The sequence below is a fragment of the Castellaniella sp. UC4447_H14 genome (assembly GCF_052978285.1).
The window spans coordinates 2,120,463-2,138,215 of sequence record NZ_CM129666.1 but is presented as its reverse complement, the minus strand read 5'-3'; the positions used below and the strand labels follow the sequence as shown (position 1 = coordinate 2,138,215).

The 17,753-nt window shown below is 64.7% G+C and carries 19 protein-coding genes, 1 tRNA gene, 1 pseudogene and 1 riboswitch; of the genes and pseudogenes, 7 read left to right on the top strand and 14 right to left on the bottom strand.

All coding sequences use genetic code 11. From position 1 onward, the window contains the following. Window positions 1-82 precede the first annotated feature (82 nt). The 3 genes from hemE to ACVCMJ_RS10330 all read right to left on the bottom strand — a co-directional run bounded on the left by hemE (window position 83) and on the right by ACVCMJ_RS10330 (window position 3,128). Window positions 83-1,153, bottom strand: a complete 1,071-nt coding sequence (gene hemE / locus ACVCMJ_RS10340) for a uroporphyrinogen decarboxylase (RefSeq protein WP_447081329.1) — start codon at window positions 1,151-1,153, stop codon at window positions 83-85. 30 nt (window positions 1,154-1,183) lie between these two features. Further along, entirely contained in the window at window positions 1,184-1,981 is a 798-nt protein-coding gene (locus ACVCMJ_RS10335; RefSeq protein ID WP_447081328.1) for a helix-turn-helix domain-containing protein, read from the bottom strand. Between the two features lie 229 nt (window positions 1,982-2,210). After that, window positions 2,211-3,128 carry a c-type cytochrome gene (locus ACVCMJ_RS10330; RefSeq protein WP_447081327.1) on the bottom strand — a complete coding sequence of 306 codons (918 nt, stop codon included), beginning with the start codon at window positions 3,126-3,128 and terminating at the stop codon, window positions 2,211-2,213. Window positions 3,129-3,315: 187 nt separating this feature from the next. Between ACVCMJ_RS10330 and ACVCMJ_RS10325 the strand changes: the two genes are divergently transcribed. Further along, window positions 3,316-3,390, top strand: a tRNA-Arg gene (locus ACVCMJ_RS10325). Window positions 3,391-3,414: 24 nt separating this feature from the next. Here ACVCMJ_RS10325 and ACVCMJ_RS10320 read toward each other — a convergent pair. The 8 genes from ACVCMJ_RS10320 to ACVCMJ_RS10285 all read right to left on the bottom strand — a co-directional run bounded on the left by ACVCMJ_RS10320 (window position 3,415) and on the right by ACVCMJ_RS10285 (window position 9,773). Further along, a complete protein-coding gene (locus tag ACVCMJ_RS10320; protein ID WP_447081326.1) occupies window positions 3,415-3,828 on the bottom strand; it encodes a VOC family protein in 414 nt (137 codons plus the stop codon). Between the two features lie 112 nt (window positions 3,829-3,940). Further along, window positions 3,941-4,999, bottom strand: a complete 1,059-nt coding sequence (locus ACVCMJ_RS10315) for an Lnb N-terminal periplasmic domain-containing protein (RefSeq protein ID WP_447081325.1) — start codon at window positions 4,997-4,999, stop codon at window positions 3,941-3,943. 40 nt (window positions 5,000-5,039) lie between these two features. Beyond that, the gene (locus ACVCMJ_RS10310; protein ID WP_447081324.1) at window positions 5,040-6,434 is read right to left on the bottom strand and encodes an HdeD family acid-resistance protein; all 1,395 of its coding nucleotides are present in this window, start codon (window positions 6,432-6,434) and stop codon (window positions 5,040-5,042) included. 188 nt (window positions 6,435-6,622) lie between these two features. Then, the gene (locus ACVCMJ_RS10305; RefSeq protein WP_447081323.1) at window positions 6,623-6,889 is read right to left on the bottom strand and encodes an ankyrin repeat domain-containing protein; all 267 of its coding nucleotides are present in this window, start codon (window positions 6,887-6,889) and stop codon (window positions 6,623-6,625) included. Next, on the bottom strand, window positions 6,850-7,335 hold the full coding sequence (locus tag ACVCMJ_RS10300; protein WP_447081322.1) for a GlcG/HbpS family heme-binding protein: 486 nt from the start codon (window positions 7,333-7,335) through the stop codon (window positions 6,850-6,852). Before ACVCMJ_RS10300 ends, ACVCMJ_RS10305 begins: the two co-directional genes overlap by 40 nt. Before the next feature lie 159 nt (window positions 7,336-7,494). Continuing rightward, on the bottom strand, window positions 7,495-8,694 hold the full coding sequence (locus tag ACVCMJ_RS10295; protein WP_447081321.1) for an MFS transporter: 1,200 nt from the start codon (window positions 8,692-8,694) through the stop codon (window positions 7,495-7,497). 12 nt (window positions 8,695-8,706) lie between these two features. Then, window positions 8,707-9,288, bottom strand: coding sequence for a DedA family protein (locus ACVCMJ_RS10290; protein WP_447081320.1), 582 nt, complete (start codon window positions 9,286-9,288; stop codon window positions 8,707-8,709). A 206-nt stretch (window positions 9,289-9,494) separates the two neighbouring features. Further along, window positions 9,495-9,773 carry a metal/formaldehyde-sensitive transcriptional repressor gene (locus tag ACVCMJ_RS10285; protein ID WP_447081319.1) on the bottom strand — a complete coding sequence of 93 codons (279 nt, stop codon included), beginning with the start codon at window positions 9,771-9,773 and terminating at the stop codon, window positions 9,495-9,497. A 42-nt stretch (window positions 9,774-9,815) separates the two neighbouring features. On the opposite strand from ACVCMJ_RS10285, the gene ACVCMJ_RS10280 reads away from it, so the two are divergent. Together ACVCMJ_RS10280 and ACVCMJ_RS10275 are read left to right on the top strand one after the other, a co-directional pair. Then, complete coding sequence (locus ACVCMJ_RS10280) at window positions 9,816-10,877, top strand: EamA family transporter (protein ID WP_447081318.1); 1,062 nt, start codon at window positions 9,816-9,818, stop codon at window positions 10,875-10,877. 315 nt (window positions 10,878-11,192) lie between these two features. Then, on the top strand, window positions 11,193-11,510 hold the full coding sequence (locus ACVCMJ_RS10275) for a hypothetical protein (protein ID WP_447081317.1): 318 nt from the start codon (window positions 11,193-11,195) through the stop codon (window positions 11,508-11,510). A 116-nt stretch (window positions 11,511-11,626) separates the two neighbouring features. On the opposite strand, the gene gshA is transcribed toward ACVCMJ_RS10275, so the two are convergent. Then, entirely contained in the window at window positions 11,627-13,189 is a 1,563-nt protein-coding gene (gene gshA, locus ACVCMJ_RS10270) for a glutamate--cysteine ligase (protein WP_447081316.1), read from the bottom strand. 151 nt (window positions 13,190-13,340) lie between these two features. On the opposite strand from gshA, the gene ACVCMJ_RS10265 reads away from it, so the two are divergent. Continuing rightward, window positions 13,341-13,886 carry a hypothetical protein gene (locus ACVCMJ_RS10265; protein WP_447082725.1) on the top strand — a complete coding sequence of 182 codons (546 nt, stop codon included), beginning with the start codon at window positions 13,341-13,343 and terminating at the stop codon, window positions 13,884-13,886. A 52-nt stretch (window positions 13,887-13,938) separates the two neighbouring features. Here ACVCMJ_RS10265 and ACVCMJ_RS10260 read toward each other — a convergent pair. After that, window positions 13,939-14,049: pseudogene (locus tag ACVCMJ_RS10260) on the bottom strand (LuxR C-terminal-related transcriptional regulator); the annotation flags it as partial. A gap of 177 nt (window positions 14,050-14,226) precedes the next feature. Continuing rightward, window positions 14,227-14,305: riboswitch (SAM riboswitch) on the top strand. Between ACVCMJ_RS10260 and metX the strand changes: the two are divergent. The 3 genes from metX (at window position 14,294) to ACVCMJ_RS10245 (ending at window position 17,441) form a co-directional block, all read left to right on the top strand. Further along, entirely contained in the window at window positions 14,294-15,541 is a 1,248-nt protein-coding gene (gene metX, locus ACVCMJ_RS10255; protein ID WP_447081315.1) for a homoserine O-succinyltransferase MetX, read from the top strand. It overlaps the preceding riboswitch by 12 nt. After that, a complete protein-coding gene (gene metW, locus ACVCMJ_RS10250) occupies window positions 15,538-16,203 on the top strand; it encodes a methionine biosynthesis protein MetW (protein ID WP_447081314.1) in 666 nt (221 codons plus the stop codon). Before metX ends, metW begins: the two co-directional genes overlap by 4 nt. Further along, window positions 16,200-17,441 (top strand): muropeptide transporter, encoded by a 1,242-nt coding sequence (locus tag ACVCMJ_RS10245; protein WP_447081313.1) that lies wholly within the window; start codon window positions 16,200-16,202, stop codon window positions 17,439-17,441. The genes metW and ACVCMJ_RS10245 overlap by 4 nt, the downstream gene beginning before the upstream one ends. A gap of 11 nt (window positions 17,442-17,452) precedes the next feature. Here ACVCMJ_RS10245 and ACVCMJ_RS10240 read toward each other — a convergent pair whose 3' ends face one another. Then, window positions 17,453-17,656 carry a hypothetical protein gene (locus ACVCMJ_RS10240; RefSeq protein WP_447081312.1) on the bottom strand — a complete coding sequence of 68 codons (204 nt, stop codon included), beginning with the start codon at window positions 17,654-17,656 and terminating at the stop codon, window positions 17,453-17,455. Window positions 17,657-17,753: the final 97 nt, after the last annotated feature.

The window sequence follows — 17,753 nt, the reverse complement described above, 5'->3', positions numbered from 1 at the left end:
AACGATTCTCGAATTATCAAGGTAAACCCTGAGCCCCTAAAAATTGTGCATAAGCACATGGACAGATGCGGTTGTGCGGGTGTCAGGCGTTATGGTAAGCCCGGCTGGCAGAGTGGACCTCGTCCACCAGGGCAGAGACGGCCTCGATGGGGGTGAACTGTGAGATGCCGTGTCCCAGATTGAAGACGTGTCCGCCCGACCCGACCGGCCCGAAGTCCGCCAGGACCCGCCGTGCCTGCTCGCGAACGGCCGTTTCGCCGCCGAACAGCGCCATCGGATCCAGGTTGCCCTGAAGCGCCATGCCGTCCCCGGTCGTGCGACGGGCGGCGGCCAGGTTTGTGGTCCAGTCCAGCCCGATGGCATCACAGCCGAGCCGGGCCATGTCGGGCAGCCATTGCCCGCCCCCTTTGGTGAACACGATGCTCGGTATCCGCCGGCCATCGGATTCGCGCACGAGACCGTCGAGGACCCGACGGGTATGGTGCAGGGAAAACTGCTGGAACAGCCCGTCAGCCAGGACGCCGCCCCAGCTGTCAAAGATCATCACTGCCTGCGCGCCGGCCTGGATCTGGGCATTCAGGTAGGCTTGCACCGCCTGTGCGTTGGTTTCGAGCAACCGGTGCAGCAGGTCGGGGCGCTGGTACATCAGCGTCTTGATCTGGCGGTAGTCGGAGCTGCCCGCGCCTTCAACCATGTAGCAGGCGAGCGTCCACGGACTGCCGGAGAAGCCGATGAGCGGTACCGCGCCCCCGAGCTCGCGGCGGATAAGCGAGACAGCGTCGAACACGTAACGCAGTCTATCGAGGTCGGGCGGCCGCAGTGCCGCGATTGCAGCTTCGTCGCGCAGCGGGCGGGCGAAGCGTGGTCCCTCGCCTTCGACGAAGTGCAGGCCCAGCCCCATGGCATCAGGAACCGTCAGGATGTCCGAAAAAAGGATGGCCGCGTCCAAACCGAAGCGACGTAGCGGCTGCAGCGTGACTTCGCAGGCCAGTTCCGGGCTCTGCGCCAGATTCATGAATGAACCTGCCTGTTCGCGGGTGCGGCGGTATTCCGGCAGATACCGGCCCGCCTGGCGCATCATCCAGATGGGAGTATACGGGACCGGTTCGCGCAACAGCGCGCGCAGGAAGACGTCGTTTTTCAGTTCGGGCACGGCAGGGGTTCCTATTGACAGTGCCCGATTTTACCCGGACCGGCCGGGCGGGGGAGTGCAGGATGGCGAGACCCGGTAAGGGGTTGGATCGATGTCATGCTTTTGCATCAGCGCCCAGAAGGCGCGCCGGTGCTTTTGGGCCATTTGGGCGGCGAGCGTGATATTGCCGCCGTGCCGCCCCAATGCGGCACGTATGTAGGCCCGCTCGAATCGCGCTACGACCTCGCCTTTTGCGGCACGAAAAGAGGCCCGCGAGGTAGCCCGCTGCGTCGCGAGGGCCACCGCGTACGCCTCGAGTTCGGAACCGGATCTATCCAGAATGGTCTCGCAGAGCCTTGCTTCTGTTTCGGCGGTAGGGCTGGTGGCTATCCGAATGCCCGCATGCGTGGGCGCCGGGGCGCCGTAGTCGGGCGGGATCTCCGCAACGCGGACTGGCAGCGGCCGCAGCAGATTGTGCTCGATACGGGCCCGCAGTTCCTCGACACAGAAGGGTGGTTGCATGAAGTCGGTCGCGCCCAGCGCCAGCAGGTCCCGGATCGCCTGGGCGCGCAGCGCCACGGCGTAGATCATGAGAACGGCCGGTTGGCGGGCGCCCTGGGCCGACAGAGCCACGCGCCACTGTCCCAGCGAGGTCTCGTCCACGTAGATCAGCCCGGCATCGTAGCGGCCGCGCATCAGCGCCGGATCCGTCAGCATGGCTGCCGGCGATGCGCTTTCGGGCAGTAATGCATGCAACACCAGCCGCCCGCCGATCCGGGAGCCGGCCACCGCCCCCACCCAATCCTGTTGGTCCACCGCCAGCAGGGCGCAATCCAGACGTTCTCGCATGCCTCACTCCCAGGTCGTTTCAGGAACGCTCAGGTTAGGCAAAGCGGCGAGTCTTCGATAGTCGCAAAACTACGGCAGGGTTTCCCCGGATTTTCGGAGTATCTGGCTGTCTTCCTTCTGGAAGCCGGGCCGCCAAAACGCCTGGATGCCGGCGAGGAAAGCGACGGTCCGCCCAACAAATAGGGCCGACTGCTGTCGGCCCTGTGAATCGCGTGTAGCGGCGTTGCGGTTATTTGGCGGCGTCCACCATGTACTGGATGGCGGCCTTCAGTTCGTCGTCGGTGGCCTGCGAGCCACCGCGAGGCGGCATGGCACCCACGCCGGAGATCGCCTTCTTCAACATCGTGTCCAGGCCGGTCTTGATGAACGGCTCCCAGGCGGCCTTGTCGCCGAACTTCGGCGCGCCCGCGGCGCCCACGGCGTGGCAGGCAAAGCACACCGTGTGATAGAGCTTGTCGCCGACCGCGTTCGTTGCAACACCGGAACCGCCTGCGGCCTTTGTCTCGGCCGGCTTGGCTTCGGCGGCAGCGGTCTTTTCCGCAGGCTTGGCCTGCGCAGCGGCGGCCGGAGCCGGCGCCGGCGCTGCGGCGGGTGCAGCCTGCGGCGCGGCCGCAGGCTTGGCTTCAGCGGGGCCTGCTGCTGGCGCCTTGGGTTCCGGGAAGTTGGCGCCCGAGTGGTTGGCCATGTAGACCACCGCTCGCGCAACTTCGAAATCATCGAGCGTGGAGTTGCCGCCCTTCGGGGGCATTGCGCCTATGCCGTGGATGGCGTTCTTCACGAGATCGTCGTAGCCCTGTTTGATGAAAGGCGCCCACGAAGTTTTGTCGCCGAATTTGGGTGCGCCCGACACACCGGCCGTGTGGCAGGCGGTACAGGTCGACTCGAAGACCTGCTGACCGGTCTTGAAGACCTTCGGCGCGCTGGCATCGACCAGCTTGAACCCGGCGACCGGCTGGAGGCGCTTGGCGATGGCCTCGGGCGTCTGGCCCTCGGAGCCGGCGCCGGTGCGGATGGTGGACCCGACCAGGTTGACGAGCAAGATGATGACGGTGATGGGGATCAGGAACGCCAAAATGACGGTAATGAGCAGCTGACGCGGGGTCTTGATGGCACTTTCGTTGGCACTTTCGTGATCGGGGAGACTCATGACGGGTTCCTGAAGTAATGGGCCGCAACCGGATGCCGGTCGCGCAATCGGTCGTAACAGGCCTTAACCTGCGATTATAACGACAGGCCTGCGCACCTGCAGCCGCGCCCGGCGTAGGGCCAATAAACACGCTACAATAGCGGCCCCATGCACTGCAAAGGTGCATGTTACGTCAGACATCCGCCGCGCGCCCGTATTTCAATGGATAGAATGGGAGCCTCCGAAGCTTTCGATGCAGGTTCGATTCCTGCCGGGCGCGCCAGTTTTCGGATTTTGTCGGCTTGCGTCATTCCCATTGCGGGTTCCAGACGACCTCCCAGAGGTGCCCGTCCGGGTCCTGGAAGTAACCCGCGTAGCCGCCCCAGAACGTTTCCTGGGCGGGCTTCACGATGACGGCTCCCGCCAGAGCCGCCTGGGTCATCACCGCATCTACGTCGCCCTTTGAGGCCACATTGTGTCCCAGGGTCATTTCCGTCGGGCAGGGGTGCCCCTCTGCCAGCCCGGTGTCGTGAGCGATGCTTTTGCGTGGCCACAGGGCCAGGCGCAGGCCCGGCTGGAGCTGGATGAATGCCACCGCGCCGTATTCGAACTCCTCGCCAACAATGCCCTCGGCAGGAAAGCCCAGCCCGTCGCGATAGAAGCGCAGCGAGGTTTCCAGGTTGCTCACTCCGAGGGTGAGCACAGTGATTTGTGGCCGCATTTGGTGAAATCCCGTGCGAGTGGTTGTAGACGCCCCCATACTGCCATGAAGTTGGGCGGAGGGCCTCGCGCACCCGCTCTGGAGGTGTAGGCCGATGGCTCTCTTCGTCTTGCTACTCGCGTTCGGAGTCCGGCCGCTCGTGCTGCCTGGCGACCGCCCGCGCCTCGCCGCAGGCGGGTGGGTCGTCGAGCCGCGGGATGCCGGGCACGCCCTCACGAATGACCCGGGAGTAGTCGGCGGTGTTGGCGGCGGCCAGGGCGCGGCTGGTGTAGTTTCCCACCCGGCGGCGGCTCGCGACGTCGCCCTCGCCAGCCAGAGCGTCCATACGGTCCAGGTATTCCGGCAGATACCCCGATAGCAGCAGCCGGTGGTCCATGGGCAGCCCGGGGACGATCTGGTTGGCCAGACGCCAGATGAGGGTCGTGCAATTGGCCGTGAGCGTGTTGTAGAATCGGGGCCGCTGCCGCAGGCGCGAGGCTGTCCGCACGTAGGACACAAAAAGTGCGCGGGCGCCGTCCAGCGGCATGTCGACCCGGTACAGATAGCCTTCCTCGCCGCGCACGTTGGTCCGTACGCGCAGCGAATCCTCTTCGGTGGAGGCGAGAATCGAGAGCTCGTATTTCCGGAAGAATCCGCCGATTTCAGAGAAGACATCGCCCCGCTTGCGGCGGATCTCGACCGAGAACACGACAAAGCTGCCGGCACCGAATCCGAACGACACCATGGCGTGCGCGACCGCCGGACGGCCCCATGTGGACAGCACCAGGTCCACGGATTCGAGCTGGTTCAGGTCATAGTGGCGGGTCGTCCAGCGCGCGTCGTAATCATCCCGCGTGCGCCAGCGGAAGTCGCGCACGTTGTGCAGCGTCACGACGTCGCCGGTGATGTCTCCATAGGTGAGTTCAGCGACCTCTGGCATCCAGTCACGGTCGTTGGACGGACGCACGCCCAGCCACCACCATGCGAGCAGCACTAATGAAGCGGCTCCGAACACGCTCGTCAAAGCGGTTCGGCCGGAGATGAATCCTGATGCTGCGAGCAAGGCCAGCCCGAGCCAGGTTGCGACAGCGGCCTGGTTCGCCTGTCGGTTGAAAGGGAGTCTGAACCACAGGGCGCATGCGCCCCACCCGGCCCACAGCCCGATCGCGGCAATGGCGATGGCTGCAGTCATCGACGCCTCCCGGGTGTTTCCGGCGCCGGGCGCAGGGAGGTCATGCGTCGTGCGTACCGGCCGGGTGATCCGGGGCGGGCTGGTGGGCCCGCCGGTCCTGCCTGCGCCAGCGGGCGCGCATGTCTGCCATCTGGCGCATGGCCGCCTGGCAGACGCTCCACCATGCGAAGGGCCGTGGGTCCGCCAGCATGCTCATCGCCCGCGCGTAGTCCCAGGCCAGGCCCGGTGTCCAGGCCATCGTCAGGGCCCGTTTGCGGATCTGAGAGGCCACCCACAGTTCCGGCGTCGACAGCAGGCGCAGCATGATGCGCCAGCCCGCCCGGGATCCGTGCAGCCGCCCCACGGCGCCTTCGAGGGCCGCTTCCAGCGCGCGGGCCACCGAGCTGGAGCAGTTGCGGTGCGTCAGGTTGTACGTGGCGTTCCGGCGATAATCGGCCCAGAATGCCTGCAGTTTGTCGGGGTCGTAATTGCGGATGCGGACCTTGACGTTGGAGGGGCACCAGGCCGCCGATTCGGTCGCGTAGTCCGGCTGGAAAAGGCCGGGTATGTCGTTCTCCGCAGTGGCCCGGAGCAATGTGCCGAATTGCTCCGGCGAGCGGTCGATTTCTTCGGCCGGGTAGAGGCTGATGTAGACGCCTTCCGGCGACTCCAGCGCGGCGTGGCCGGTCGATATCACGCCATTGACGTCGACGGCGGCGATGTAGCGGTCGATGACCGGGTAATGCCGCGTGGTGGCCTTGGCCGAGCCCGTCGGCGTCCAGATGTGCACCGTCAGGGCGCGCTCGTCGTCCGCAGGCGGCCCAGTGAATGTCGTCTGCAGCGGCAGGCCGGGCGTGGCCGGCGCGAAGCTCGGATGGGCACTCGTCGCCATTGCCGGGTTGGACCGCAGGTGGCGCGCGCGTCTGGCGAGGGTCTGCAGCTTCATGCCTGCCATGATGAGGAAGAGTCCGACGCAATAGGGAGCGGTGCCTGCGTAATGCGTGGGGTAGGGCTGGAAGAAAAAGATCGCCAGCGCGATTTCGACGATGCCTGCGGCGAACGAGGAGCGCCAGCGCCTGTAGCGCACCACGTAGGCCGCGACGCATTGCAGCAGTCCGTCGGCGAGAAACAGCAGGCCGAAAACCATTGACAGTGCAAAGTGCCCGTGGTGATCACCCGCCAGGATCATCCCGCCGGCAAGCAGCACGAACAGGCCCTTGAAGTATCTCAGCACGCGTTGCCCGCCGACGCCCGAGTGCGCGACCGTCAGGGTCGCCAGGCCCTCGAGCACGAGCAGCCCGGCGAAGAAGTTCATCGGGAAATAGAGCGCGCCATCGAGCGCATCCAGGAAGATCACCGCGCCCGCAGTGGCCAGCAGCCAGGCGATGATGGTCAGCGTACGGGCCCGCCTGTGCAGGTAGTCGACACCGAGCAGAAGCAGGATCAGATTGGCCATTTTGTATCCTTGTCCTTGGCGCCGGTACGGGCGGGGTACGGGTGGTCTGGCGCGGCCCGCAACGAATGGCGTTTGTCATCCCTGTTGTCCGAAGCTGATCGTGTTGCCTCGGTCCGCTGCATGGTCGGTGCATCGTAGCGCGATTATGCCGCACGATGGCCCGGCCCGGACCTTGGTCCTTTCCGATCCTAGCGGCCGCCGGCCGCGAGCAGGCTGCGTTCGATTTCGCGGTAGCCGCGCGAGCGCGCGTGCTCCAGGGGTGTGACACCCTCGCGATCGGCGAGATCGGGATTCGCGCCCGCCTTGAGCAGCATGTCCACGATCTGTCGGTGCCGCTCTCCTCCATTGCCCAGGATGATGGCCTCGAGCAGGGCGGTCCAGCCCAGATCGTTGATGTGATCCGCCGAGCGGTGACTTACTGCGCGTCGATGGCCTTGAGGCCCGCAGCCGCGCAACCCGCGTCGATATCGCCCGAAGGTGCGCCGCCCACGCCAATGCCGGCCACCAATGCCTTGCCGAACTTGATCGGCAGGCCGCCAGCCTGGATGATCATCCGCGAATCCATGTCTCGCAGTCCTTCATTGGCCGGCTTGCTGGCGATGAAGTCAGCCAGCCCGGCGGTGTCGCGCCCCAGGGCTGCAGCGGTGAAGGCCTTGCCTTGGGCGCTGCTCACTGTATGGGGACCGGAGTTGTCGGCCTTGAGCAGGACCTTGGTCGCGCCGTCGCGCGCCACGATCGCGACGCTGACGTTGTGGCCTTGATCGCTGCACGTCTTCAGCGCGGTTTGAGCCGCCTGGGTGGCCAGTTCGAGCGGCAGATAGGGGGCGCTCGGCAGTTGCGTGGCGGCAGAGGCCAGGACGGGCGCGGACAGGAGGACGGCAATGGAGATTTTTCGGAGCATGTCGGTTCCTTTCAGAGTGGACAGGGAAAGCTTACCGTGCGTGCCGCCGTGCGGATATTCGTAGGTTTAACAGTGAATTACGTAGTTTTACGGACTGCCGGCCTGTGTTCGAGCTCGCTTGAACGATGGATGCCGCGGCCAGCACAGCTTTCGCGCAGATTAGCGCGCCCTGGGCCGGATGCGCGACCTTGTCGTCAGGATCGCCAGAGCCACCACACAGAACCCCGCGGCTGCATGAAAGGTGGCCGACGCTCCAAAGTTGTCCCACAACACGCCGGCGACGACACTGGCCACCAGCATTGCCGCGCCGCTGACAAGGTTGAAAAATCCATACGCGGTGCCCCGCAGGTCGGCGGGAGCCGTGTCGGCGACCATGGTGGCGAGCAGTCCCTGGGTGGCGCCCAGATGGAGGCCCCAAAGGACGATTCCCAGCAGAACGATGGACCAGTGGTTACTCAGGGCCAGCAACAGGTCGGCGGCGATCAGGATTCCGAGACCGACCGCGAGCAGGGTGCTATGGCTCATGCGGTCGGAAAGCTTGCCAAACGGGTACGCCGAGAGGGAATAGGCCAGATTCATCGCGACTACCGCCAGAGGAACCAATGCGATGGCCACGCCGCTTTGCTGGGCTCGCAGAACCAGGAACGCTTCGCTGAACCGTGCCAGCGTGAAGATGGCACCGATCGCGACGACCCACCAGTACGCGGTATCGAGGCGCCGCAGGTTCTCACGCCGGATTGGGTGGGTGCGCTTTTCCTTGTGGGAGTGAGCAGGTTCGCGCAGCCCGAACGCCAGTAGTGCAACGCTGGCGGCGGCTGGAATGACTGCGATCCAGAAAACGGCTCGGAAATGGTCCGCCCATAAAAACATGAAAACGACTGCCAGGAACGGACCCAGCGCCGCACCGACGGCATCCAGCGCCTGGCGCAGGCCGAAGGCCGCCCCCCGGATTTCCGGCTCGGTGAGGTCGGCGACCAAGGCGTCCCGGGGCGCACCGCGAATGCCTTTACCCACGCGGTCCAGCAGGCGGGCTGTCAGGACGATTCCCAGCGTGGGTGCCAGCGCAAAGAGCGGTTTGGTCAGTGCCGCCAGGGCGTAGCCGAAGACCGCCAGTCCCTTGCGCCGGCCGATGTAGTCGCTCAACGTCCCGGAGAACACTTTCGTGATGAGTGCCGTGGCTTCCGCCAGCCCCTCGATCCATCCTACTTCCAGCGCGGTAGCTCCCAGCACTGTCACCATGAACATGGGAAGCAGGCTGTGGATGAGTTCGGACGAGACATCCATCAGGAGGCTCACCGAGCCCAGGATCCAGACTCCTGGCGGGATGTGGGGCGCCGCACGAACTTTCAGGTTTTGCATAGGGGCCGGCGCCTATCGCTGTTCCCTGCTGCGAATGAAGCGTCTCACCCGAATGAACAGATGCCAGCAGAGCAGGGCGGCGAGGACCCCCCCGAGGACCCAGAGCTCGTCATTGTCCACCCCGCCGATCCACCCCAGGACCCGTGTCAGGCCGTGGCCCAGGCCGTAGCCGACGCTTGCGACCGCGATGGCCCAGATGGCGGCACCGAGCAGGTTGAAGGCCATGAACCGGGTCCAGTGGACCCCGCTCATGCCAATGGCCATTGGACCGACCGTTCGCACGCCGTACAGGAATCGGATGGAGAGGATGACTGGCGCGTCATGGCGCTCCAGCAGGGCGCCGACCCGCGCGACTTTGGGCTGCAGGGAGGGAAAGTGTGCCACGAGGCCTCGGCCGTACCGGCGCCCCAGGAAGAAAAAGAATTGGTCGCCCAGGAAGCCACAAAAGGTGGCGACGGCCATGATCGCGGGCAGCCCGAGGTAGCCGCGCGCGGCGGCTGCGCCCGCCGCCAGCAGTACGGTTTCTCCTTCGAGGAAGGTTCCGGCGGCGACTGCCCCGTAGCCATAGGTCTGAATCAGGTTGGCGACGTCCATGAGTGGTTCGTGCGTCCTTCGGGTGATTGTCGCATGAACGGTCCTGCTACTTCCTTTCATTTTTCTCGAAATCGGTCGCGCGGAGTGCGCGCCATGCATGTGCCTCGCGGAGTCCGGCGGAACGATTCATCGGCGCGCCCAGGCGATCGGCGGCCCCGCGATGCTGACCGGACTGATGCCGCATGGTGGCTCGCGCGTGGACAGCCTTACTTCAGATAGGTCCTGACGACATCGATGAGCTCGTCTGCGCCGCGATTCCGGTCTGCTTGACTGGCGGCCTCGGAACCCGCGACGTGTCCCCGGATGTGGCTTTCGATGACTTCGCCCATCAGCCCTTGGACGGCACCTCGCACCGCAGCGATCTGGTGCAGGATGTCGGCGCATTCTTTTTCCGCGTCCAGGGACCGTTCGATGGCTTCGACCTGGCCCCGGATGCGGCGCACGCGTCCCAGGAGCCTTGTTTTGTTTTCGATCGTGTGACTCATCGCAGTCGTTTATATAGGATACCTGGGTATAGTATAAGAGCCATGAAACTTGTCGTCTCGCATTCGCCTGCCGTGTATGCGGCGCTCGGTGCGGCGGCGCTCTTCGGTCTGAGCACGCCAGTCGCCAAGGCACTCTTGCGCGATAGCCCGCCCGTTCTGCTGGCCGGACTGCTCTATCTTGGCAGCGGCGTCGGTCTGGCTCTGGTGGGGCTCGTGCGAGACCGGGGGTGGCGGCTGCCGGCGATGTCGAGGGCTGAGTGGTTGTGGTTGCTGCTGGCCGTCGGATTTGGCGGCGTGCTGGGGCCGGTGGCCTTGATGCTGGGCCTGACTCGTACGTCAGCCTCGACAGCCTCACTGCTGTTGAACCTGGAAGCCGTGCTCACGGCAGCCCTCGCCTGGCTCGTGTTCCACGAGAACTCGGGTCGGCGCGTAGTCGCCGGCATGGCGCTGATTGTCTCGGGCGCGGTTGCTCTCGCGTTACAAGAGGCGTCCGGCAAGGCCTCCGTTGACGAGGGCAGCGCCTTTGTGGCGGCGGCGTGCCTTTTCTGGGCGCTGGACAATAATTTCACGCGAAAGGTGTCGGCTACCGACGCGCTTTTCGTGGCCGGGTTCAAGGGTCTGGTGGCAGGGGCCGTGAACGTCGGGATCGCAGGGTGGATAGGTGCCGGATGGCCTCAGGCGCCACTTATCGGGCTTGCAATGATCGTCGGCTTTCTGGGCTACGGCGTGAGTCTGACGCTGTTTGTCGTTGCGTTGCGCGGCCTGGGAACCGCGCGGACCGGCGCATATTTCTCCACTGCGCCATTCATCGGCGCCGCAGTTGCGGTTCTCGGATTTGGCGAGTCCACGTCCTGGCTATTCTGGGCCGCCGCCGCATTCATGGCGGCAGGCGTATGGCTGCATCTGACGGAGCGCCATGAACACCTGCATACGCATGACCCCATGACGCATACGCACCGACACGTCCATGACGCCCATCACCAGCACACGCACGATTTTCCGTGGGATGGGCAGGAACCCCACACGCACGAGCATGCGCATACGCTGCTGACGCACAGCCATCCCCACTATCCGGACATTCATCACCGGCATCGGCATACGTGAGGCGTGTTCCACCAGACGTGCGAACGTGCCGAGGCCACGCCTTCCCGGCCTTACAACGTCAGGCCCGCCGCTATGACGGTAAGGCGGAATTGCAGGTCTTGGCCGAGGGGCGGAACAGTGTTCGCGCCCGGGCGCTGAGTGCGGTCGGTTGGCCTGATGTGGTGGATTCCCCTGGCGAAATCGTTATTGTTTGTTCCATAGAAGGCGTCGGCGGCTGCCGGCGTAATACCTTGAAATCTTGGGGATGCGCGGGTAAGGCCTTCCCCGTCCCGTCTGGGCCACAATAGCCCAGCTTGATTTTCAAAGGGACGAGCGTTGAAAAAGAACCTATCTGCTGTGGCCCTGGTGTTCGGCGTGCTGATGGCCGGGCCGGCCGCACACGCGGGGGGTGTGGACCTGAGCATTGGTATCGGAGTTCCCGGTGTCGTGTTCGGGGGGCCACCCGTGTACTACGCGCCGCCTCCGCCCCCGCCTCGGGTGGTCGTGGTTCCGGATCCCGTTTATGTGCCCGGGGTGCCGTACTACTACGACGAGCATGCCTACAAGCATGCGAAAAAGCGCTGGAGAAAGCAGCAGGAGCGCGCATGGAAGGAATATCGTCGTGCCCACTACGGCGACGACGATGATGATTGATCGCGGAAGCGATGGACGGGCTTGATTGACCGCACGGCCGGTGCTTCCTGATCAATGGGGCTATCTGTCTGGCGCATCAGGGGGTGAGCCGGGCAGGTAGCCTTCTTCTTTGCGACTTACCGCAGCGCGGCGTTGAATTGGGCGACGTACTGCTCGAATGTGACGGTATCGGACGCTTCCAGCCGGGCCTGCTCGGCGATCGAGTCGCGGGCGGCCCGATCAAAGGATTCCAGCGCTGCGGCGGGCAGTTCACGCGCACTGAGCGCCGCCCAGTGAGCTTGGCTTTGTGCCAGTGTCCAGCCGTGGAACTCCTGTTTTTCCGTGCGCAGCGCTGCCAGCAGCCGTGCCGACGGCGTCGTTTCCGGATCCGCGACCTTGGCCTTCTGGGCTTCCAGTGCGGCCCGGTGCTGTGTGTCGCCGCTACCCTCGTCCAGCAGCCGGGCATAGGGTTCGATGGCGGCAAGCGCCTGTTCGGCCCAGTCCTTCAGGGTCAGGACCTGGCCATCGCGCGTCAGCGTGAGCTCCGGGCGACGACCCTCGCGGGCGACCCGGGCAAAATTGGTACGGCTTTCGCCGCAGTTGCCGGGGGCGGGGAATAGTGGGCTGTCCTCCACCGCGCAACACAGCAGGAACGCGTCCAGGAATCGCGCCGTTTCCACGCTGATGCCGGCTGGCGCCCAGGGATCGATGTCCAGGCACCGTACCTCGACGTACTGGATGCCGCGTTCGCGCAGGATGGTGTTGGGGCGTTCGCAGCGGCCCGCCGTCTGTTTCGGACGGATGCTGGAGTAGTACTCGTTTTCGATCTGCAGGATGTTGGTGTTCAACTGAATGCGCTGGCCGTTGCGGTGCGTGCCGATCGCTTCGTAAGCCGGCCAAGGGGTGGTACAGGCGCCGTAGATACGTGCCGTGAACGTATCCAGGTCGTTGTAGCAGAGCTGCAGCTCGGATTGCGGCGGGTTCTTGTAGCCCAGGTCGCTCATGCGCAGACTGGTGGCCCAGGGCAGGCAGTATGTGTCCTGGCTCAACTGTGAGAGTTGCTCTTCGATGCCAGCGTGCTGCAGGAAGCTGCGCGACACGGCGGGCGAGGCTCCAAACAGATACATCAGCAGCCAGGAATGTCGCATGAAATTGCGGATCAGCCCCATGTACCCGCTGTTGCGGCGCTCCTGCGCCGTCTCGCCGGTGGTCAAAAAGTCCCAGGCGGCGTCGGGCAGGGAGTAGTTGTAGTGGACGCCCGCGATGCACTGCATGACTTTGCCGTATCGCCAGGCGAGGCCCTGCCGGTAGACGTGCTTCAGCATGCCTGTGTTGGAGGTGCCGTACCACGCCACCGGGATGTCGGATTCGGGTGGCAGGTGTGCCGGCATGGATTGGTTCCAGATCACCTCGCCCGAGTTGCGATGTGCCACGTAGGTGTGGATGTCGGTCAGCTCGGCAATGAGCGCGGTGGCGTCGGGTATCGGGCTGGTGATAAGCTCCAGCAGCGATTCCGAGTAGTCTGTGGTGATGTGCGGGTTCGTGAGCGCCGCCCCGAGCGCAACCGGGTGGGGGGTGGCTGCCAGGGCGCCGGTGGCATCCACCCGCAGGCCTTCCTTTTCGATGCCGCGCCGGATCGTGCGCAACAGGTCTGGGTGCGCGGCCAGTTCGGCGCGCCGTTCGGAGGCCAGGCTCATCATCAATCGGTACCAAGTTGGTCTTAATAACGGCATTTTAGACTAGAGCGTCGTAGCTCAACGCGCCATGCGGCTGAGCTTCCGCAGGGCGATGCATCAACCGGAAGGCCGATCACAAGGTCTCTGGTCAGGACGTCTTGACGAGGTGATGGGCATGACCCGGATTTTGACCGTGCTGACATGTGCGCTGCTGCTGGCGGGATGTTCGCCCCAGTTCGACTGGCGCCCCGTGGCGTTTGGCCGGCAGGGGGCCGCGGGGGTGCTGCCGGACAAGCCGCAGACCCAGACACGGCAAATCCGGTTCGAGTCTCACGATCTGCCGCTCACCATGCATTCGGCGCGCGCGGGTTCAGTCCTGTTTGCCTTGGGCGAAGCTCCGCTGGAGGCCAAGCTGGCCAATGATCCCGCGGCGCGGGAACGGCTGGCGAGCTGGGCGGTTGCGGCCATCTATCACAATGCCGGTGTCGAGCCACCAGCGATGTTGCCGGACCCCGGCACGCGCTTTACGGTGGACGGACGGAGCCCCAAAGGGCCGCTGCGTTTCGAGGCCCAGGTCAGGGTGACGGCCAGCGAATGGCTAGAGGCGGTTGTGATTGGCGCGCCCGAAGATTTCGCTCGGGCACCGGTGGGCGATTTTTGGCTGTCGCTGCGGTGGTCTGCGTCTCCGCAAACAGCAGATCGCCCCGTATCGCCGCAGTGATGGCCGCCTGCCGCGTGCGCACGGCCAGCTTGCCGCAGGAATTTGCGATGTGAAAATTGACGGTGCGTTCCCGTATGCCCAGTATGCGGCCGATCTCCCAGCTCGTTTTGCCCTGGGCAGCCCAATACAGACAGTCGTGCTCCCGTTTGGTCAGTGATGTCATCCTTTGCTCCGGGTGGCTCATGTGGCCAAATATGGTCAGGAAATGTATCACGACCTGTAAAAATGTTCTTGCGCGTCTGGATGATTTTGCGCGAAGGGCGTCCATCAGTGTGTTGAGACAGGGCCGTCGAACTCGTCGGCACGCCGCGTCCGCCGCCTTTCCGGGTGTTAGAATCTAAGCCGAATTGGCGCCGATTTGCCTGATCCGCTTGCGGGCGCCCCATAAATCCAGCTAAAGAGGTCTCATGACCAAACCTGCCGTTTCCGCCGACCCTGCGGCGTCCGCACCCACGACCGACCGGCCGCCCGTGCCGGCGGGCAGCGTGGGTTACGTTTCCCCACAGTTCCTGTCCTTCGATGAGCCGCTGACGTTGGCCAGCGGACAAGTGCTCCCTTCTTACTCGCTGGCCGTCGAAACCTATGGCGAGCTGAACGCGGCCCGCAGCAACGCAGTGCTGATCTGCCATGCTCTCAACGCGTCACACCATGTCGCCGGCCTCGAGGCCGATGCCCCGCACCAGTCCGGTTGGTGGGACAACATGGTGGGTCCGGGCAAAGCCGTCGATACGGATCGTTTCTTCGTCGTTGGCGTCAACAATCTGGGATCGTGCTTTGGATCGACCGGGCCCACGACGGTCAATCCCGCGACGGGCCAGCCATGGGGGGCGTCCTTTCCGTTGCTGACAGTCGAAGACTGGGTCCACGCCCAGGAGCGCGTGGCCGACCACTTCGGGATCGAGCGCTTTGCAGCCGTGATGGGCGGGTCGCTCGGTGGCATGCAGGCGCTCAGTTGGGCTATCACGTGTCCGGAGCGTGTCGGAGACTGTGTGGTGGTCGCCAGTACCGCGCGGCTGTCGGCGCAGAACATCGCGTTCAACGAGGTGGCTCGCCGGGCCATCCTGACGGATCCGGATTTCTGCGACGGCGACTACTATGCGCGCGGCGTGGTTCCGGTCAACGGCCTGTCCGTGGCCCGCATGGTCGGACACATCACCTATCAGTCCGATGAGGTCATGGCCTCGAAGTTCGGCCGCGCACAGCGCAAGCCCGGCCCCAATGGCCAGTACCACTACAGTTACGACGTCGAATTCGAGGTGGAGTCTTATCTCCGGCACCAAGGCGAAAAGTTCTCGCGCTATTTCGATGCCAACACCTATCTGCTGTTGACGCGGGCGCTCGATTATTTCGACCCCGCGCGCGCCTGTGGCGGCGATCTTGCGCGCGCGCTGGCTCCCGTACAGGCGCGCTTTCTGCTGGTGTCCTTTACGACAGACTGGCGTTTCGCGCCGGAGCATTCACGTGAAATGGTGCAGGCGCTGCTGAAGAATCACCGCGAAGTCACCTACGCCGAGATCGACGCGCCGCATGGCCATGATGCGTTCCTGCTGGGTGATGCGCGTTACCATGCCATCGTCCAGGGATATTACGATGGCATCGCGCGCCGCCTCGGGCTGGGAGACAGGCAGCGAACCACGGGGGTGTTGGCCCAATGAATGCGGAATCGTCAGTTTCAGCGCCACTTTCGGCGCCTGTTGCGGCATCGCAGTCGGGGGAGCCGGCCCCGCGCATCGATTTGCTGCGTATCGCGCAGTGGATCGCGCCCGGCAGCCGTGTGCTGGACCTGGGGTGTGGTGATGGGCGCCTGCTGGCTTATTTGCAGCAGACGCGCCAGGTTCGCGGGGCCGGCGTCGAAATCGATGATGAACAGGTCATCGCCGCCGTGCGCCGTGGCGTGAGCGTCATTCAGCAGAATCTCGAAGGGGGCCTGGCGCTGTTCGATGATGCACAGTTCGATACGGTGGTCCTGTCGCAGACGCTGCAGTCCATGCGTCACACCGAACACATTTTGCGCGAGATGGCGCGGGTGGCGCGCTACGGCATCGTGTCCTTTCCGAATTTCGGCTACTGGCCGCACGGCTGGTCCATTCTGGCGGGCCGCATGCCCGTCAACGACCAGATGCCTTACGAGTGGTATGACACGCCCAACATCCACCTCTGTACGTTACGCGACTTCCAGATCCTGGCTGCCCGGTTGGGGCTGCGGATCACGGATCTGGCCGCCTTCCGGGGCGAGCGCGAAATTCGCTACCTCCGTGGCTGGCGCAGCATGCTGGCGGTGTACCGCTTCGAGTCGCCAGCGGGCGCCCGTTCATGACTGAAGGCTGGCGCGTCTACGGCAGCCGTCGCGTCGCGCCGCTCCTGGCGCTGGGTTTTTCCAGCGGCTTGCCGCTGGCATTGACCTCGGGCACGCTCCAGGCCTGGGCAACGGTCGAGAAGGTGTCGCTGCAGAACATCGGCTTCCTGACATTGGCCGGTACGGCCTATACCCTGAAGTTCCTGTGGGCCCCGCTGGTGGACCGGTTCGTGCCGCCCTGGCTGGGCCGGCGTCGTGGATGGGTGTTCCTGACTCAATGGCTGCTGGCGGCGTCGATCGCCGCCATGGGCCTGTTTTCACCGGGCGGGGAGTTGCGGACGATCGCGTTGCTGGCCGTCTGGGTGGCGTTTCTTTCGGCCACGCAGGATATCGCCTTCGACGCCTACAGCACCGACGTGTTGCGCCACGAGGAACGCGCCGCCGGCGCCGCCCTGAAGGTCATGGGGTATCGCCTGGCCATGGTGGTCTCGGGCGGGTTGGCGCTGATCATCGCCGATCAGTGGCTGGGTTGGCGCGCCACGTATTGGCTGATGGGCGGCCTGATGGCGCTGGCCTCGCTGGTGACTGCGTGGGCGCCCGAACCGGAACGGGCCCCTCAGCCGCCGCGTTCGCTGCGGCAGGCGGTCGCGGAGCCGCTGCGTGAATTCTTTGGACGGCCAGGTGTCTGGCTGGTGCTGCTGCTCATCGTGTTGTACAAGCTGGGCGATGCCTTCGCCGGTGCGCTGTCGACGACCTTCCTGATCCGGGGGGCCGGCTTCGACGTGACGGAAGTCGGCATGGTCAACAAGGTTTTCGGGCTGGTGGCGACCATCATCGGTGCGTTGGCGGGCGGTACGCTCATGACGCGCCTGGGGTTGTATCGCGCGTTGATGCTGTTCGGCATCCTGCAGGGTGTTTCCAATTTCGGCTATTGGGTGCTCGCTGTGACCCCGGCACACTTGTACTCCATGGCGACGGTGGTCGCCGTGGAAAATCTGTGCGGCGGGTTGGGTACGGCGGCCTTTGTGGCGCTGTTGATGGCGCTGTGTCAGGCCCGGTTTTCGGCGACCCAGTTCGCGCTGCTGTCGGCGCTGTCGGCGGTGGGACGAACCTATCTGGCCGGCCCGTTGACGCCCGTGCTGGTGGACTGGGCAGGCTGGCCCGCGTTCTTCATCATGACCATTCTGATTGCGGTTCCCGGCCTGGCGCTGCTGTGGTGGATGCGGGGGATGATCAGCGGGCTGGATGTGAACGGTTGAGCGAGTCCCCGTCAGGCCGTCACGTGCACCAGCGTGCCGACGGCGCCCGATGAGGCGAGCTGAGGGGCCGATGGTACCGAGTTGACGAGGCTCAGGATCGTGTTGGATTGCCCGTCCAGGACCTTGCGCAGCAAAAGATTGTTCTTGTCCTGCATCGCGGCCCAATTTTGCAGGCCCGTGGCCGCACCGACTGCGCTTTCGACGGAATCCGACATGTCTGCTCCTTTTTAAGGTCCTTCAACCCTGGAGAGTATAAGGCGCATTGAGCCATTCCTGTGTGCCATGGGGCCTTCGGCTTGCACACCATTGGCG

What these genes read in the sequence shown, in the direction of transcription:
- ACVCMJ_RS10335 (WP_447081328.1), bottom strand. Translation starts at nt 1,981, where the DNA reads ATGCGAGAACGTCTGGATTGCGCCCTGCTGGCGGTGGACCAACAGGAT.
- ACVCMJ_RS10330 (WP_447081327.1), bottom strand. Translation starts at nt 3,128, where the DNA reads ATGAGTCTCCCCGATCACGAAAGTGCCAACGAAAGTGCCATCAAGACC.
- ACVCMJ_RS10320 (WP_447081326.1), bottom strand. Translation starts at nt 3,828, where the DNA reads ATGCGGCCACAAATCACTGTGCTCACCCTCGGAGTGAGCAACCTGGAA.
- ACVCMJ_RS10315 (WP_447081325.1), bottom strand. Translation starts at nt 4,999, where the DNA reads ATGACTGCAGCCATCGCCATTGCCGCGATCGGGCTGTGGGCCGGGTGG.
- ACVCMJ_RS10310 (WP_447081324.1), bottom strand. Translation starts at nt 6,434, where the DNA reads ATGGCCAATCTGATCCTGCTTCTGCTCGGTGTCGACTACCTGCACAGG.
- ACVCMJ_RS10300 (WP_447081322.1), bottom strand. Translation starts at nt 7,335, where the DNA reads ATGCTCCGAAAAATCTCCATTGCCGTCCTCCTGTCCGCGCCCGTCCTG.
- ACVCMJ_RS10295 (WP_447081321.1), bottom strand. Translation starts at nt 8,694, where the DNA reads ATGCAAAACCTGAAAGTTCGTGCGGCGCCCCACATCCCGCCAGGAGTC.
- ACVCMJ_RS10290 (WP_447081320.1), bottom strand. Translation starts at nt 9,288, where the DNA reads ATGGACGTCGCCAACCTGATTCAGACCTATGGCTACGGGGCAGTCGCC.
- ACVCMJ_RS10285 (WP_447081319.1), bottom strand. Translation starts at nt 9,773, where the DNA reads ATGAGTCACACGATCGAAAACAAAACAAGGCTCCTGGGACGCGTGCGC.
- ACVCMJ_RS10280 (WP_447081318.1), top strand. Translation starts at nt 9,816, where the DNA reads ATGAAACTTGTCGTCTCGCATTCGCCTGCCGTGTATGCGGCGCTCGGT.
- gshA (WP_447081316.1), bottom strand. Translation starts at nt 13,189, where the DNA reads ATGATGAGCCTGGCCTCCGAACGGCGCGCCGAACTGGCCGCGCACCCA.
- ACVCMJ_RS10265 (WP_447082725.1), top strand. Translation starts at nt 13,341, where the DNA reads ATGACCCGGATTTTGACCGTGCTGACATGTGCGCTGCTGCTGGCGGGA.
- metX (WP_447081315.1), top strand. Translation starts at nt 14,294, where the DNA reads ATGACCAAACCTGCCGTTTCCGCCGACCCTGCGGCGTCCGCACCCACG.
- metW (WP_447081314.1), top strand. Translation starts at nt 15,538, where the DNA reads ATGAATGCGGAATCGTCAGTTTCAGCGCCACTTTCGGCGCCTGTTGCG.
- ACVCMJ_RS10245 (WP_447081313.1), top strand. Translation starts at nt 16,200, where the DNA reads ATGACTGAAGGCTGGCGCGTCTACGGCAGCCGTCGCGTCGCGCCGCTC.
- ACVCMJ_RS10240 (WP_447081312.1), bottom strand. Translation starts at nt 17,656, where the DNA reads ATGTCGGATTCCGTCGAAAGCGCAGTCGGTGCGGCCACGGGCCTGCAA.